Source organism: Selenomonas sp. (assembly GCF_057272215.1).
The window spans coordinates 95619-109060 of sequence record NZ_DBHIUY010000003.1 but is presented as its reverse complement, the minus strand read 5'-3'; the positions used below and the strand labels follow the sequence as shown (position 1 = coordinate 109060).

The following is a 13442-nucleotide window of genomic DNA, read 5'->3' as shown; positions in this document are numbered from 1 at the left end:
GCTGTTCTTGCTCCTCTATCCCCAAAAAAACTTCTCTTTAAGCAAATTTTTTCTTCTTCAAACGGTACACATAAGCGAGCACTTCAGCAACCGCTTGGTAAAGCTCGGGCGGCACCACGCCCCCGACATCCACCGCCGCGTAGAGCGCCCGTGCCAAGGGCTTGTTCTCAACGATTGTCACGCGATGCTCACGCGCAACATCCTTGATTTTCTGTGCGACGAGATCCTGCCCTTTGGCAACAACCTCCGGCGCTTTCATCCCCGTTTTATACTTCAAGGCGACAGCATAATGCGTCGGGTTCGTCACGATGACGTCGGCTTCCGGCACTTCCCTCATCATGCGGTTCATCGCCATCTGCTGCTGCTTCTGGCGAATCTTCCCCTTGATCTGCGGATCGCCTTCCGTTTGCTTAAACTCTTCCTTAATGTCCTGTTTGCTCATCTTGAGATCCTGTGTCGTCTGCCATTTTTGATAGGCGAAATCCGCCGCTGCCATGACGAAGTAAACGATGATGATCTGGAACACGAGCGAGAAGATGAGATCTCCCATACGCGCCATACTGCTCTTAAGATCAAGGTATATGAACTCCGGCATGTGCATAATTTCTCCCGACAAATAGATGTAGAGAAATGCACCGATAATCGCAATCTTCAACAGAGATTTCAAAAGCTCGACGAGCGATCGCTTCGAGAATATGCGTCCAAAGCCTGTGATCGGATTGAGTTTGTCCAGTTTGAAGGAAAGCGGTTCCGTCGTAAACATAAAACCAACTTGGTAAAAATTAATAGCAAGTCCCATGATGAGGATTGCAACCATCACCGGAAATGCCGTCTTTGCCAAGACGATCATGCCATCGATAATGAGCCGCATAACGGTTTCTGCATCAATCGTCTGATTCATGTGCCCGTAGATATGAATCGTGTACTCTTCGATTTCCGCAAGAATTGTACTGCCCAGTGCGCGCATCACGAAGAATCCCGCCAACAGCACAAACGCGCCGCTGAGCTCCTGACTCCTAGCTACCTGCCCTTTCTGACGTGCATCATTGCGCCGCTTCGCCGTAGGTTCTTCCGTCTTTTCTCCCGCAAAGAGCTGTAGATCAAAAACAAAATCCGGCGGTTCACTATTGTATTGCGTGGAGGGCAGTGGTAATCTGCGCATACGTTTCATTGAACAACACATCCAGAAACAAGACATAAAACGGCATCAGAATCGAAAGGACGAACATGCCAATAACAATTTGAAGGGGCAAGCCGACAACGAAGATATTGAGCTGCGGCATCGTCCGCGCCAAGATCCCAAGACCAACATTCGTCAGAAGAATGGAAAATGTTACAGGCATCGCCAGCTTCATGCCCGTTACAAATACGCCGTTGACAAGATTCACAACGAAACCCGCAATCGTCGGAGCAGGCGCCAGTCCCAAAATCGGCACAGACTGAAAACTTTCAAACAATGCTGCAATCAGCATGTGATGCCCATTGACGACGAGAAAAACAATAACCGCCAAATTATAAAGAAAACTTCCGATAAGCGGTATTTGCTGACCGGAAGTCGGGTCCATCACGTTGACCATTGCGAATCCAACCTGCATATCCATGACCTTGCCGGCAAAGTGAATCGCCGAAAACGTCACATACGCCACAAAGCCGATCAGCCAGCCGACAAACAATTCCCCCGCCACTGCCCCTGCATAAAGGAATACATTGTCCGGCGCCGTCACAGAGCCATAGCTGTCTACAACAGGAAACAACACGAAGGAAAAAGCAACGGCAACTCCTACGCGAATGCGCACAGGAATGTTCAAACTGCCAAAAAAAGGCGCGATGACAAAAAGCCCCGTAATGCGTGTCAAAACGAGCAGATAGACTGCCGCATGCCCTTGAAGCAGGGTGTAGAAATCCACGGGCACATCTCTCCTCGCTATCCGATATAGAGCGGCAGATTCACGAAGATATTCGTGAAATATTCCACGAGGATGCTGAGCATCCACGGTCCAAAGATCAAGATTGCGACAAACACCGCGATGATCTTCGGAATAAAGGCAAGCGTCGCTTCTTGAATGGAAGTAGTCGCTTGGAACACGCTCACAAGAAGGCCTACAGCCAGACCGAGGCCAAGCATCGGCGCGGAAACCAGGAGCACGATCCAGAGAGCATTCTGCCCAATCTGAATGACAAGATCGCCAGACATCCGCGTTCCTCCTACTTAAAGCTTACAATGAGCGACTTGATCAAAAGATGCCAGCCATCGACCATAACAAAAAGCAGTATCTTAAATGGCAACGAAATCATGACCGGCGGCAGCATCATCATACCCATTGACATTAAAGTACTCGCCACGATCATGTCGATGACGATAAACGGGATATAGATCATGAAGCCGATCTGAAACGCCGTTTTCAATTCACTTATGACAAACGCCGGAATCAAAGTAGCAGTAGAAACATCTGCCTGCGACTGAGGTCTTTCGGCGTCGGATAAATTGACGAAAAGCGCCAAATCTGACTCACGCGTCTGTCGGAACATGAACTCACGCAAGGGAGCCAACGTATTGTCAATCGCCTGCTCCTGTGTGATCTGCCCTGCAAGATACGGCTGGATTCCCTGTTGATTTGCTTCACTCCAATACGGCTGCATGATGTAAAACGTCAAGAACAGGGACAACGCAAGCACCACTTGATTCGGCGGCACATTCTGCGTCGACATGGCGTTTCTGAGAAACCCGATGACGACGACAATGCGCACGAACGACGTTGTCATGACCAAGATCGACGGTACAAGCGAAAGAATCGTCAAGAGCGCCAAAATCTGCAAAGAAGCCGCAACATCCTGCGGATTACTTGCCTCTCCAACACTGACGCTGAGGTTCGGAATCAGAGGCGCTGCCAAAGCCTCCTGCGCTACGAGGAGTACGGAAAAGAACAGTACGCTTCCCAGCAACACTCGCCGCTTCTCCATCAATGGTTCACAACTCCTCTACTTTCGAAACACATCGTTCTTGAACATCGTCGGTATTCTCCTCACCAGTTGATCGAGCGAACCAAACTGCCGCTCGAATCCACTCGTATCAGAAAACGGCAACGGAGATTCTTCAAGGCTTTTTTTCAAAAGCTGCTCTGCCTCATCTGCATCGTCAATCTCCCCCAAAAGGGTGATGGAATGCTCCGTCACACCGAGAATCAAAACCCTGCCCGCCAACGCAACGACGCATGCTGAACGTCCCGGTCCGAGCGGCAGGTTTTCAAGCACGCGTCCACCGCGTCCAGACGTCGCACGACCGAATCGCCCGCCCAAAAACTTTGAAACATAGTAAGCGAGTCCCGCGACGAAAAGAAACACGACAACAAGACTTGCCACATAAGCGACGGTTGACCACCAAGAAACCCCCGGCGTACCATTCGGCACAGGATCCTGATTCTCGTAGCCCGAAAGATAACTTCCATCACCTGCAGCTATACCGACAGACGGAAACAGGAATACTGTGACAACAAGCAGACCAAGCCAAAGAATGACACCCTTTTTCGTCAGCATCAGCCAAGCGCTTTACGCACAGCCTCAAGGACACGATCCGCCTGGAACGGCTTGACGATAAAGTCCCGCGCCCCCGCTTGAATCGCTTCGATGACCATCGCCTGCTGTCCCATCGCACTGCACATAACGACCTTCGCATTCGGGTCAACCTTCTTGATTTCCTTGACCGCACTGATGCCATCCATTTCCGGCATCGTAATATCCATCGTTACGAGATCAGGTTTAAGCTCCTGGTACTTTTCCAGCGCCTTCATGCCGTTTTCCGCCTCGCCGACAATCTCGTAGCCATTCTTAGACAAGATGTCCTTGACCATCATTCGCATGAACGCCGCATCATCCACCACTAAAACTCTGCTTGCCATAAATTATCTCTCCTCACTGAATTCTATGTCTGCTCTTAATACGCAGATGCCCACATACAGTTGCACAGGCACTCCCTAAGCAGCTTGAAACCGCAAAGGCAGCCCCTCATGTAAAACGCATCGCACAATCTATTGTATATGAATCGCCCGAAAATGTCCAGCAAGACGCATATTATTGCAACTGCTGCGCCCTTTCTGCGGGACTTACAATATCTGTGATACGGACGCCGAAGTTCTCGTCAATGACGACAACCTCTCCCTTCGCCAAGAACTTCCCGTTGACCATGATATCTACAGGCTCGCCTGCCAATTTATCAAGTTCAACGATGGAGCCGTTCGTAAGCTCAAGAATATCCTTGATCGTCTTTCTTGTGCGACCAAGCTCCACAGTTACCTGAAGCGGTACATCAAGTATCAATCCGATGTTCGCATCGTTCACCTGCACGGGAGCCGTAGAAAGCGGTGCAAACATCGCCGGCTGTACGGGCACATTCGACGCCACATGCGGAGACGGCGGCGCACCGTAGCCCGGAGCAGCCCCCATCATAGGCGCTGCCGGTGGCGGAGCCGCTGCTGCCGGTGCCGGAGCAGGTGCTGCCGGTGCTGGCGTTGGTACTGGCATTGGCTCTTCCTCCTCTGCTTCATTACTCAAGAGATACCCTACCATTTCCTGCGCCACAGGAATCGGCAGAATCTGCATGATCTCACTGTCGATCAGACCATCAACTTCCATGCGGAACGAGATCTTCGCGATAGGATCATCCGCAGAAACAATCTCCGTAACCTTCTCTTCTGAACCGAGATCAATCATATTGACCTTTGGCGGCGAGATGTCGATCTTCTTGTTAAACATCGTCGACAGCGATGTAGCCACCGACCCCATCATTTGATTCATCGACTCGCCGACAGCGCTCATGTGAATTTCATTGAGCTCCTGCGTCGGATTCGTTCCGTCGCCGCCCATCATGAGGTCGGCAATGATGGATGCATCCTGCGCTTGAATCGCTAACACATTGTTGCCGTCAATGCCGACGGTATAGCCTACCTCGACGATGAGATACGGCATCGGATACTGATCTTTGATGGAACTCAGCGTATCCACCGATACCGTAGGCGTCGTGATCGAAACCTTATGCCCTAAGAGCACCGAGAGCGTAGTCGCTGCGCTCCCCATAGAAATGTTGCCTATTTCCCCGAGCGCATCGCGCTCAATATCCGTCAGAGCATCCCCTCCCTGAGATGGAGAACTGTCTGCGGGCGCCGGGGTCTCCGCCGGGGCATCGGCTTCTGTCGAGCTGTCGCCGCCGCCGTTTAATAACGCATCAATTTCCTCTTGCGAAATTAAATCATCACTCATCCGTATCTTCATCCCCTTCAAAGGTTACTTGTGTGATCTGGACTGCCGACCGTTTGCCCTGTGTGCCGGGTCGGCAAAGGAACTTAGGTTTTTGCCCGACAAGAATTTTCAACTCATCCTTGACCTTCGTATCAAGCTGCAGCACATCGCCGAAGCCCAAGGTCAAAAACTCGCGAATCGTCATATCAATCGTACCAAGTTCCACAATCAAAGGAATTGGCGATTTATGAATCTTCTTTTCAAGCGCACGAATCTTATCCGGGTTGTTGTCCTTCGCGACGGAAGCCGCCACCCAGAAAGAGGTCGAGAGCTTCGACATGATAGGCTCTAAGACAAGATACGGCACGCAGAGAGTCATAAACCCTTCGACCTCACCGATCTTGACCTGTACGGTAACGATGATGACCATGTCGCTCGGCGGCACGATCTGTACGAAACCGGGATTTGCCTCAATCGCCTCAAGCACCGGATTGACCTCGATCACATTCGACCAAGATTCCTTGAAAAACTCGCTTGCCTTGGCAATGAACTTGCGCATGACCGCCTCCTCAATCTCCGTGAGGATGCGCGGTTTCAGCGAATTTTCTCCCAACCCGCCGAAAACACGGTCGATATAAGCAAACGCGATACCTGTGTTGACCTCCATGATGATGTTGCCCTTCAAAGGCGGCAGCGCCATGACGCCGATCACACTCGGATTGCTCAAAGACTGCAGGAATTCTTGGTACGTGAGCTGCTCCACCGAAACGACTTCCACATTGACCATCGTCCGCAAATGGGTAGATAGGTGAGTGTTCAAGAGACGCGCAAAGTTCTCGTAGAGCATATTCAGCGTGCGGATCTGATCTTTCGAGAACTTGTCCGGCCGCTTGAAGTCGTATGTCTTGACTTTTCTCTCTTCCTCTTCCGCCTGTACTTCCTCAGCAGAAACTTCGCCGGTCGACAGCGCGGAAAGAAGTTTGTCTATCTCATTTTGTGACAAGACATCTTCTGCCAATCTTCCTCCTCCTTTCTCCCTTGCTCTGATGGCTCATCACTGCATGAGGAAGCTCGTGATATAGACCTCATACACCGATCCCTCGCCCAAAGCCTTGTTCAAGCTGTCACGAAGGGTTGTTTTCAGTTCATCCTGCTTGCCTGCGTCAAGTTCTTCAACCTTCAGCGAGCGCAGGGTCTGGAGCGTCACATCCATGATCTTCGTCTCTGCCGGCGCCAACAACTTGCCGTCAGCAATATTATCCTTCTTGCCGGGATTCATCTCCAAGACAATGCTCGCCTTCAAGAAGCGTCCCGCCTTGAGACCACCGACATTGACAAGGATACCGTCCTTAGGATCCCCCAGCTTGATGAACACGCCGGGATCGTGGTTCAGCCGCGAAGGTCCGCCGCCATCACCGGTACTGTTCGCCATCATTTGCTGCGTGATGAAAAAGGAAATACCACCCGCTGCCAACAAAGCCACGATGACTATGACAACAATCAGGATGATCGGGGATTTTTTGCCCGGCTCCGGAGCAATGGCTTGCCCTTCTTTTTCTTCCGCCATAAAACTTCCTCCTCCTAACTCTTCTCTCTATCATAAAATCATCCGAGAAAGCCCGGAATCACAAACGATGTTTAGCGCGGCGGTACTCCATGACGCGCTCCACAATCTCTTCCATTGATTCTTCAACGATGAGTTTTTTTCCATTTGTCAGAGTGACGACCGTATCGGGCGTCTCTTCCACTGATTCTATTATTTCGGCGTTGAGGACGAATTCCCCTTTTTTATGTGCCTCCGACTTGAATTTTGTCAGTTTAATCATTCGCCCATCCTTTCGCCTTGGAATAAGTGCGGGATAGGAGAGGGGCTGCGCCCCTCCTGCCTATCTTTATCAGAGCCAAGTTGCGGCTGTGCATCACAGCTTCTCAGCCCAAGTTGTCATCAGCGCTTCATGTTGATGACGGTTTCAAGCATCTCATCGCCAACCGTAATGATCTTCGAGTTGGACTGGAACCCCCTCTGCGTCACCACCATATCGGCGAACTCGTTCGCAATATCGACGTTCGACATTTCAAGTGATGCCGGTGTCAGCGTCACGCCGAGCGCATTGACCGTCTTGATGTTCGCCGTTCCCGAGTTGTTTGACTCGGCGTAGAGATTCCCGCCTGTCTTCGTAAGACCCGACGCGTTGTCAAACTGCGCGACAGCCACCTGCGCCAGGGCGCGCTTGATGCCATTCGTATAGGTGCCGGTCAAAACGCCGCTCTGGTCGGCATTGACCTCTTTCAGCGTCCCCGCCGCATTGCCATCATAATCTGCCTTGATCGTATCGCTGCCGCTATACTGCGTGAGATTGCTGAGGTTGACATTCACGTCCATCGTATTACTCACCGTGCCGCCGGATATGGAGCCGGCGCCATTCTTCAAGGTCAATTTCGGTCTGCCCGCGCCAGCTTCCTTATATTTACCGTTCTGGTCAAACTGCAGTTCCTGCGCCGCCATATTCACCTGCGTATCGCCTTCAGTTTCCTTGATCGTGCACCGGCTCTTATCAGGATCCGTAGATGTGGGATCGTAGGGATCAAGATATTCCTTAGGTATTTTCGGCGGCGCGGTCGGGTCAGCCGGATACGCCGGATTATTTATCATTTCCGTATATTTCCCCGGGCTTAAGGTAACGCGCCACTTATCGGCTCCCAATGCCGGCGGAGCACTTGAAGGAGTCTTCGTGAACAAGAGCGGTACCTTGTGCTCGTTGCCCAAGCTGTCATAAACCGTCGTAACCGTCGTGATCGGCAGACTCTCACCGACCCTGTATCGATAGCTGCTCTTCGCTGTAATCGTGCGCGTCGTACCGTCTGACATTGTCAAGGTGAGCGATGTAGCATAGTCCACGTCGGCAGGATTAGGCGCTTCACCCGACTTAAAATCCGTAGCAGACGCCACGAGTGCAGGCTTAGTCAGCTCTTTTCCCTTCTCATTCGTAATCTTTGTAATCGTCGGCACAGACGAGTTCATGTTTCCTTTATAGGTGATTTCCGACGTCGCCTTAGCTCCCATGCTGCGCATCGTATCCTTGATCTGGATGCCTGTCGGCGTGCCTTTTGTATCAATGCTTCCATTTTCATCGGCATTCCAACCGACGACATGGTGTCCTGAACCTGCCATGACGTAGTTGTAATTCGCGTCAAAAATGAAATTGCCTGCACGCGTATAGTACTTGTCCTTACCTTGCGCATCGCGCGAAACGACGAAGAGCCCGTTGCCCGAGAGCGCGAGGTCGGTATTCTTGCCTGTCGCCTGCGGCGAAGCGTCATTGAAGAGCAGGTCGATGCTCGCAACGCCGACGCCAAGACCAACCTGCTTAGGGTTCGTGCCGCCGACAGTCTCACTCGGAGCGGCTGCTCCTGCAGATGTCTGATAGAGTGTATCGGCAAACGTCACGCGGCTCGACTTAAAACCGACCGTATTGACGTTCGCGATGTTGTTGCCTATGACGTCCATGCGTGTCTGATGGCTCTTCAGCCCTGATACGCCGGAAAAAAGAGAACGCATCATAATGTATCAATCTCCTTTATTGGTGCAGCTGAGATGGCGGGCAAAGCCGCCCGCGCATCCGACGGCTCGCTTCTGTCAGTCGGCGAGCCAGTGCCTCCCGAAGGACCGGCTAAAGAATCGCTGCACTGTCAATGTTTGTGAAAATATTGTCCTTGGCGCTCATGCCATCCATGGCAGTGATAACCGTCCTGTTTTTGATACTCACGACGAGCGCGACGTCGTTGATATAAATCAAAGATTCTCTCGCGCCCTTCGACGCCATCTTTGAGACGGTATCTCCGAGTCTTGAAATTTCCTCATCGCTGAGATCTATGCCACGCGCTCTCATGCGCTCTGACGCATGAGCCGAAAAGCTGACCTCAGACTCGGCTCGGCTAAGTTCTGCTGCAAAGGATGGAACCTTGTCCTGCGATGTCTGCGGCTTTCGAGCAGCGGGCATCGCAGGCAGGAGCGGCTGGGACGAAAGGTAGATTCTTGCGTCAGCCATATTCTCCTCCGTGTGTCATTTTCCCGATGCCTTCGGTTTCGGCGGATCGGCGACCGCTTCGATCTCCGAAATATCGACTTCATGCAGCTTGCCCTTCGCATCCTGCGCAACGACCACAGTCTTGCCCTTTATGATCTTGATACCGCGCACATTGCCGACGAATGTTTCTGACGAAGTCTTGGGATTGCCTTCCTTGTCGGTGGTTTTCGTCGCATGTGTCCACTGAATATTCTTGCCGATCATATTGCTCAAAGAGCCGACAAGTACGGAGCTGTCAATGTTCGACACAAGTTTTGCGACCTCACCCAAGCCCTTGACCATTTGCGTCATCTGCTCAAGCGAAGAGAACTGGGCAAGCTGCGCGATATACTGCGTATTGTCGTCCGGGCTTAGCGGATCCTGATGGCGAAGCTGCGTCACGAGAAGCTGCAGGAAAGCGTCTTTCCCGAGGGAATCATTCTTCCGCGTCGTCTGCCCTTTCTGCGCAGCTTCATACTTGGCGCGATTATACTTCATACCATCGGATGTGATGGTGTTGAGATCTGTTCCGTTCATACATTTCTCCTTTCTTTCAAGTTCCATCTCATGTACTGCACATCTTCAAATGCGGTAGTCAACGCCGTCCTGCGCCAAGACATCTGAACGACCATCCGCGGCGGCAAGCATCTGCTGCTCTTCCTCAAACGAGGCAAGAGCCTGCTGCGCATCGCGCCCCTGACTGCTTCCCTGCCTGCCTTGTTGTGCATAATAGGCATTCGCATCCTGTTGGCCATTCATCAGAGAACTGTCGCTAAGTCCTGCATAGACACCGACATTGTCAACCTTGAGCCCCTGTGCCTGCAGTTCCTGCTTGAGCTGGATCATCGAAGTCTCAATGATCGTGCGCACTGCAGCATTGTCCGTATGGAACGCTGCGTTCACCGCACCGCTTGCGGCAACGGAAACCTTGAGAGTCAATTCGCCGAGATGCTCAGGCTTCAGGCGAATGACCATCTCCGTCTGCTCCGGCATACGCAAGAGCCTTGCCTGTTCAACAATCTGACGCGCCACCTCATAATCTTTCTGAGGCGTCATGGGGACTTCCTGCTGCGGCGCTGCCGCTTCGTGCAAAGCCGTCTGAAACGTCACGGCGGGATTGGACTGCGAAGCAACATTCTCCTGTCCCGTCTGCGGTGTCTGCAGCGCTTCTTGGAAAATCTGCATGGCAGGATTCGCTTTTGCCTTTGCCGCGCCCTCTTCCGACGCCTGCACAGACGCTGTCTGTGTGAGCGGAACCGACATATTCGGCTTTTGTTCTTGCGCCGACGACTGTTGATTCAAGAATCCAGAAGAACCGTCTTCCGCTGGATTCTGCATCGTCTCTTGACCTGCTGCATCAGACGGGTTCAGCACATTCGCTTTAGCGTCAAGCGCTGCACTCGTCAGCGGCATGGAATTGCCTGCAAGATGCGGCGCAGACGCAGCTTGGCGCTGACCGTTTGTCACACTTGCCTGTACAGACAGCACGGACGGCTCATCGGAAGATGCCGTGAGCATACGCAAGAGTGCGTCGGAAAGTGGAGCGTCATCCTCGAGATTTGTCGTCAGATTCGCCGCTTGTACGGGAATCTCCATCGTTTCCAAGTCACGAAGCGCGTTCACATCGACCGCTTTCAGCGCAGGTTCCACGACAGCTTTTCCATCCATTGACACCGTCTGTGAAGGCTGCGGCTGATTCTTACCCGAAAGAGCCTGGAGCAAATCTTTCGCTCCCGCCGCCTCATCGTTCGTCAGCCATGCGTCGAGATAATTGAGCTGCGGGACATTCGTTTGCATTTGCGTCTGCCCCTGCGGTGTCGAAGGAGCATTTGCAGCAACATCCAAAGAAACTGCTTCCCCTGCTCCACTTGTTGAAGCAGGCTCCTGCTCTACGGCAAGCGATTCCTCTGCAAAAGCTGACACGAGATTCGCAGTGGAAGCTTCTGCCCGCATCATGTTTGCACCCGCAACTGTCGCCTTATCCTGTGTACTTTGCTCAACCGCCGCGATATCTGCCACCTCTGTGTTTTCAACAGACGCGACTTTTTGCTCCGGTTTCGTTTGCTGCGATGCAGCAATAGACGCCGCCAAAGGATCGCTGCTCATTTGGTCTGCTGTTTCAGCAGAGGCCTGCGCCATCGCCTTGACTTTCGCCAACATTTTGCCAAACGAGGGATTTCTCGCCCCTCTATCCGCCGCAGATCCCACTTTATCCACAGGACGAACGGCGTCGGCGGCATTTGTTTTTGCCGACGGATTCGGCGCAGGTGTGACACTCATGAGATTTGTTTGTACGTTATTCATCATTTTCACCTCCTTTCAAGAGTATTCTATAGCATCAGGCAATGCCTGTCTGCCGACGTTCTTATTCTGCCGTTTGTTCCGGCGAATCATTTCCCTCGTTGTGCTGATTCTGACGATCCAGCGGCGAGATGACCTTCTTCGGCACTCCCGTATACATGAGCTTCGTCAGCCGAGACGACTGCTCGGCATCCATCGCGGCGAGCGTTTTTGCCGCCTGCGACTCATCCATCTTCTGCAGAATGGCTACCGAGAGATCGTCATCCAGATCCTTCATGACCTTAGCCGCCTGCTGCGGTTTCATTTCGTTGTAAACGCGAGCAAGCTTCGTGACGCGCTTTTTCTCAGCCGCCTCACGCTCTTTCATCTGCTTTTCGATCTCTTCCTTCGTCAGCACCTTTGGCTTCGAAGCGCCTTTTTCCTTATCCTTTGCAGGATTCGGCTTGCTGTCCACAAGCTCGGCTTTTGGCTTGCCAACCGCTTCACCCTGTGCAGATTCTTCCGCCTCAGGCGCAGGCTTTACGAAAAAATCTCCTACAACAGGCATATCGTATAATTTCATCTTTTCATTCATCGTGCTCGCATCAAAAATCTGCAGGTACACGCCGAGCAGGAACCCTCCCACGACAAGCACGAGCAGCAATACTGCAGCGAGTGCGATCTTGACTATTTTCTTCATATCGGGCTTTGGCTCCTTTCGGGATCGTGCGGGCCTTCCTCAAGCGAAAGGTTCTTTTCCACCCCCTCGCATTCGCTGCTTATTGATAGAGATCAAGAACCTTATTGACATAGTTCTGGGTCTCCGCATAGGGCGGCACGCCATCGTAATCCTTGACTGCCTGCGGTCCGGCATTGTAGGCGGCAATCGCCTTCTTCATGTCACCCCCAAAAGCATCAAGCATCTGCTTCAAGTAGTGCGCTCCACCTTCGATATTCTGCTTCTCATCATAAGGATTGACACCAAGCGCAGCTGCCGTATCGGGCATGAGCTGCATGACGCCGACCGCCCCCGCATCGGAAACTTCACTTTGGTTGCCGTTTGACTCTGCCTCCGCCACAGCAGCGACGAGACGGGAATCCAGACCGTACTTTGCCGCAGCTTCACGGATGAAGTGCGCTGTTTCATTCGACGCACCGGAAAGTTCCACGGAAGCGCCGACATGCGATGTTGCCTGTGCAGCACCCGCCTCTGTCTTTGCCGCGGTCTTCTGCGCAGGCACAGCCTCTTCTTTTTTCTTAAGCTCGGCGGTCAATGTCCGTTGAAAATTGGACGCCATGCCGGGTACAGAGCCTTCGATGCCGAACCGTCTCTGAATCTCGGATATTCTCGCCTGTATCGCCTCAACACCTGAAAGTTCCATCGCATCCATTCTCCTTGCCTTATGTATTCATGCCCCGCATATAAAGCTGCAAACCAATTTCATCAAGCAGTTTCTGCTCTTCCAAAAGCGCTTCATCCCTATACTGCTGAAGCCGCTTCGCTTTAAGCTGTTCAATGCTTTTGAGCTTATTCATAAGTTTCAAAAGCACTTGAAGTCTTTTCTGCCGCTCCGCGCGGCTTCGGAGGATTTTATCCTGTTGGCTTTCAATCTGCTCTCTCTTCCATTCAAAAAAGCTGTTGAAAGTCAAAAGCCGCCCCAAGGAAATTGTATGTCCATCCGTCAAGCGATCATAATCCTGTCTGCCCTGCTGCATTTCCTTCAGAAGATCGCCGAGCTTCTCTTTGTCTGCTTCAAGAATTCGCGATGCCTCGGCGAACTTCACCTCGGCGTCATCCTTCTTAGAACGTGTAACTTTCAGCAGAGTTTCCAGCTTAAAGCGAAACCTCTTCATCCGAAGCAC

At 52.1% G+C, this 13442-nt stretch carries 17 protein-coding genes; all 17 read right to left on the bottom strand.

Going from position 1 to position 13442, the window contains the following annotated elements; translation table 11 throughout:
- Positions 1-37 precede the first annotated feature (37 nt).
- Positions 38-1162: a flagellar biosynthesis protein FlhB gene (gene flhB, locus ACO5Z0_RS03730; protein WP_485649265.1), complete on the bottom strand. Its 1125-nt coding sequence runs from the start codon at positions 1160-1162 to the stop codon at positions 38-40.
- Positions 1125-1907 carry a flagellar biosynthetic protein FliR gene (gene fliR, locus ACO5Z0_RS03725; RefSeq protein ID WP_485649264.1) on the bottom strand — a complete coding sequence of 261 codons (783 nt, stop codon included), beginning with the start codon at positions 1905-1907 and terminating at the stop codon, positions 1125-1127. Before fliR ends, flhB begins: the two co-directional genes overlap by 38 nt.
- A 17-nt stretch (positions 1908-1924) precedes the next feature.
- Positions 1925-2194: a flagellar biosynthesis protein FliQ gene (gene fliQ / locus ACO5Z0_RS03720; protein ID WP_314626671.1), complete on the bottom strand. Its 270-nt coding sequence runs from the start codon at positions 2192-2194 to the stop codon at positions 1925-1927.
- Between the two features lie 11 nt (positions 2195-2205).
- Positions 2206-2961 carry a flagellar type III secretion system pore protein FliP gene (fliP, locus tag ACO5Z0_RS03715; RefSeq protein WP_485649263.1) on the bottom strand — a complete coding sequence of 252 codons (756 nt, stop codon included), beginning with the start codon at positions 2959-2961 and terminating at the stop codon, positions 2206-2208.
- An 18-nt stretch (positions 2962-2979) separates the two neighbouring features.
- Positions 2980-3534: a flagellar biosynthetic protein FliO gene (gene fliO, locus ACO5Z0_RS03710; RefSeq protein WP_485649262.1), complete on the bottom strand. Its 555-nt coding sequence runs from the start codon at positions 3532-3534 to the stop codon at positions 2980-2982.
- A complete protein-coding gene (locus ACO5Z0_RS03705; RefSeq protein WP_006191318.1) occupies positions 3534-3896 on the bottom strand; it encodes a response regulator in 363 nt (120 codons plus the stop codon). Before ACO5Z0_RS03705 ends, fliO begins: the two co-directional genes overlap by 1 nt.
- A 172-nt stretch (positions 3897-4068) precedes the next feature.
- Entirely contained in the window at positions 4069-5253 is a 1185-nt protein-coding gene (gene fliY, locus ACO5Z0_RS03700) for a flagellar motor switch phosphatase FliY (RefSeq protein WP_485649261.1), read from the bottom strand.
- Positions 5246-6250, bottom strand: a complete 1005-nt coding sequence (gene fliM / locus ACO5Z0_RS03695) for a flagellar motor switch protein FliM (RefSeq protein ID WP_442672995.1) — start codon at positions 6248-6250, stop codon at positions 5246-5248. Before fliM ends, fliY begins: the two co-directional genes overlap by 8 nt.
- A 36-nt stretch (positions 6251-6286) precedes the next feature.
- Entirely contained in the window at positions 6287-6799 is a 513-nt protein-coding gene (locus ACO5Z0_RS03690) for a flagellar basal body-associated FliL family protein (protein ID WP_442672994.1), read from the bottom strand.
- Positions 6800-6857: 58 nt separating this feature from the next.
- A complete protein-coding gene (locus tag ACO5Z0_RS03685) occupies positions 6858-7058 on the bottom strand; it encodes a flagellar FlbD family protein (protein ID WP_485649260.1) in 201 nt (66 codons plus the stop codon).
- A 119-nt stretch (positions 7059-7177) separates the two neighbouring features.
- Positions 7178-8794, bottom strand: a complete 1617-nt coding sequence (locus ACO5Z0_RS03680; RefSeq protein WP_485649259.1) for a flagellar hook protein FlgE — start codon at positions 8792-8794, stop codon at positions 7178-7180.
- Between the two features lie 109 nt (positions 8795-8903).
- Positions 8904-9281 carry a TIGR02530 family flagellar biosynthesis protein gene (locus ACO5Z0_RS03675; protein WP_442672844.1) on the bottom strand — a complete coding sequence of 126 codons (378 nt, stop codon included), beginning with the start codon at positions 9279-9281 and terminating at the stop codon, positions 8904-8906.
- 15 nt (positions 9282-9296) lie between these two features.
- Positions 9297-9836, bottom strand: a complete 540-nt coding sequence (locus tag ACO5Z0_RS03670) for a flagellar hook capping FlgD N-terminal domain-containing protein (protein WP_485649258.1) — start codon at positions 9834-9836, stop codon at positions 9297-9299.
- Between the two features lie 45 nt (positions 9837-9881).
- Positions 9882-11603, bottom strand: a complete 1722-nt coding sequence (locus ACO5Z0_RS03665) for a flagellar hook-length control protein FliK (protein WP_485649257.1) — start codon at positions 11601-11603, stop codon at positions 9882-9884.
- Between the two features lie 61 nt (positions 11604-11664).
- A complete protein-coding gene (locus tag ACO5Z0_RS03660; protein WP_485649255.1) occupies positions 11665-12279 on the bottom strand; it encodes a MotE family protein in 615 nt (204 codons plus the stop codon).
- Positions 12280-12358: 79 nt separating this feature from the next.
- Entirely contained in the window at positions 12359-12961 is a 603-nt protein-coding gene (locus ACO5Z0_RS03655; RefSeq protein WP_485649254.1) for a lytic transglycosylase domain-containing protein, read from the bottom strand.
- A 19-nt stretch (positions 12962-12980) separates the two neighbouring features.
- Entirely contained in the window at positions 12981-13433 is a 453-nt protein-coding gene (gene fliJ / locus ACO5Z0_RS03650) for a flagellar export protein FliJ (RefSeq protein WP_442672849.1), read from the bottom strand.
- Between the last annotated feature and the right edge of the window lie 9 nt (positions 13434-13442).

What these genes read in the sequence shown, in the direction of transcription:
- ACO5Z0_RS03680 (WP_485649259.1), bottom strand. Translation starts at nt 8,794, where the DNA reads ATGATGCGTTCTCTTTTTTCCGGCGTATCAGGGCTGAAGAGCCATCAG.
- ACO5Z0_RS03670 (WP_485649258.1), bottom strand. Translation starts at nt 9,836, where the DNA reads ATGAACGGAACAGATCTCAACACCATCACATCCGATGGTATGAAGTAT.
- fliJ (WP_442672849.1), bottom strand. Translation starts at nt 13,433, where the DNA reads ATGAAGAGGTTTCGCTTTAAGCTGGAAACTCTGCTGAAAGTTACACGT.
- ACO5Z0_RS03685 (WP_485649260.1), bottom strand. Translation starts at nt 7,058, where the DNA reads ATGATTAAACTGACAAAATTCAAGTCGGAGGCACATAAAAAAGGGGAA.
- fliP (WP_485649263.1), bottom strand. Translation starts at nt 2,961, where the DNA reads ATGGAGAAGCGGCGAGTGTTGCTGGGAAGCGTACTGTTCTTTTCCGTA.
- fliQ (WP_314626671.1), bottom strand. Translation starts at nt 2,194, where the DNA reads ATGTCTGGCGATCTTGTCATTCAGATTGGGCAGAATGCTCTCTGGATC.
- fliY (WP_485649261.1), bottom strand. Translation starts at nt 5,253, where the DNA reads ATGAGTGATGATTTAATTTCGCAAGAGGAAATTGATGCGTTATTAAAC.
- ACO5Z0_RS03690 (WP_442672994.1), bottom strand. Translation starts at nt 6,799, where the DNA reads ATGGCGGAAGAAAAAGAAGGGCAAGCCATTGCTCCGGAGCCGGGCAAA.
- ACO5Z0_RS03655 (WP_485649254.1), bottom strand. Translation starts at nt 12,961, where the DNA reads ATGGAACTTTCAGGTGTTGAGGCGATACAGGCGAGAATATCCGAGATT.
- ACO5Z0_RS03660 (WP_485649255.1), bottom strand. Translation starts at nt 12,279, where the DNA reads ATGAAGAAAATAGTCAAGATCGCACTCGCTGCAGTATTGCTGCTCGTG.
- ACO5Z0_RS03705 (WP_006191318.1), bottom strand. Translation starts at nt 3,896, where the DNA reads ATGGCAAGCAGAGTTTTAGTGGTGGATGATGCGGCGTTCATGCGAATG.
- ACO5Z0_RS03665 (WP_485649257.1), bottom strand. Translation starts at nt 11,603, where the DNA reads ATGAATAACGTACAAACAAATCTCATGAGTGTCACACCTGCGCCGAAT.
- flhB (WP_485649265.1), bottom strand. Translation starts at nt 1,162, where the DNA reads ATGCGCAGATTACCACTGCCCTCCACGCAATACAATAGTGAACCGCCG.
- fliO (WP_485649262.1), bottom strand. Translation starts at nt 3,534, where the DNA reads ATGCTGACGAAAAAGGGTGTCATTCTTTGGCTTGGTCTGCTTGTTGTC.
- ACO5Z0_RS03675 (WP_442672844.1), bottom strand. Translation starts at nt 9,281, where the DNA reads ATGGCTGACGCAAGAATCTACCTTTCGTCCCAGCCGCTCCTGCCTGCG.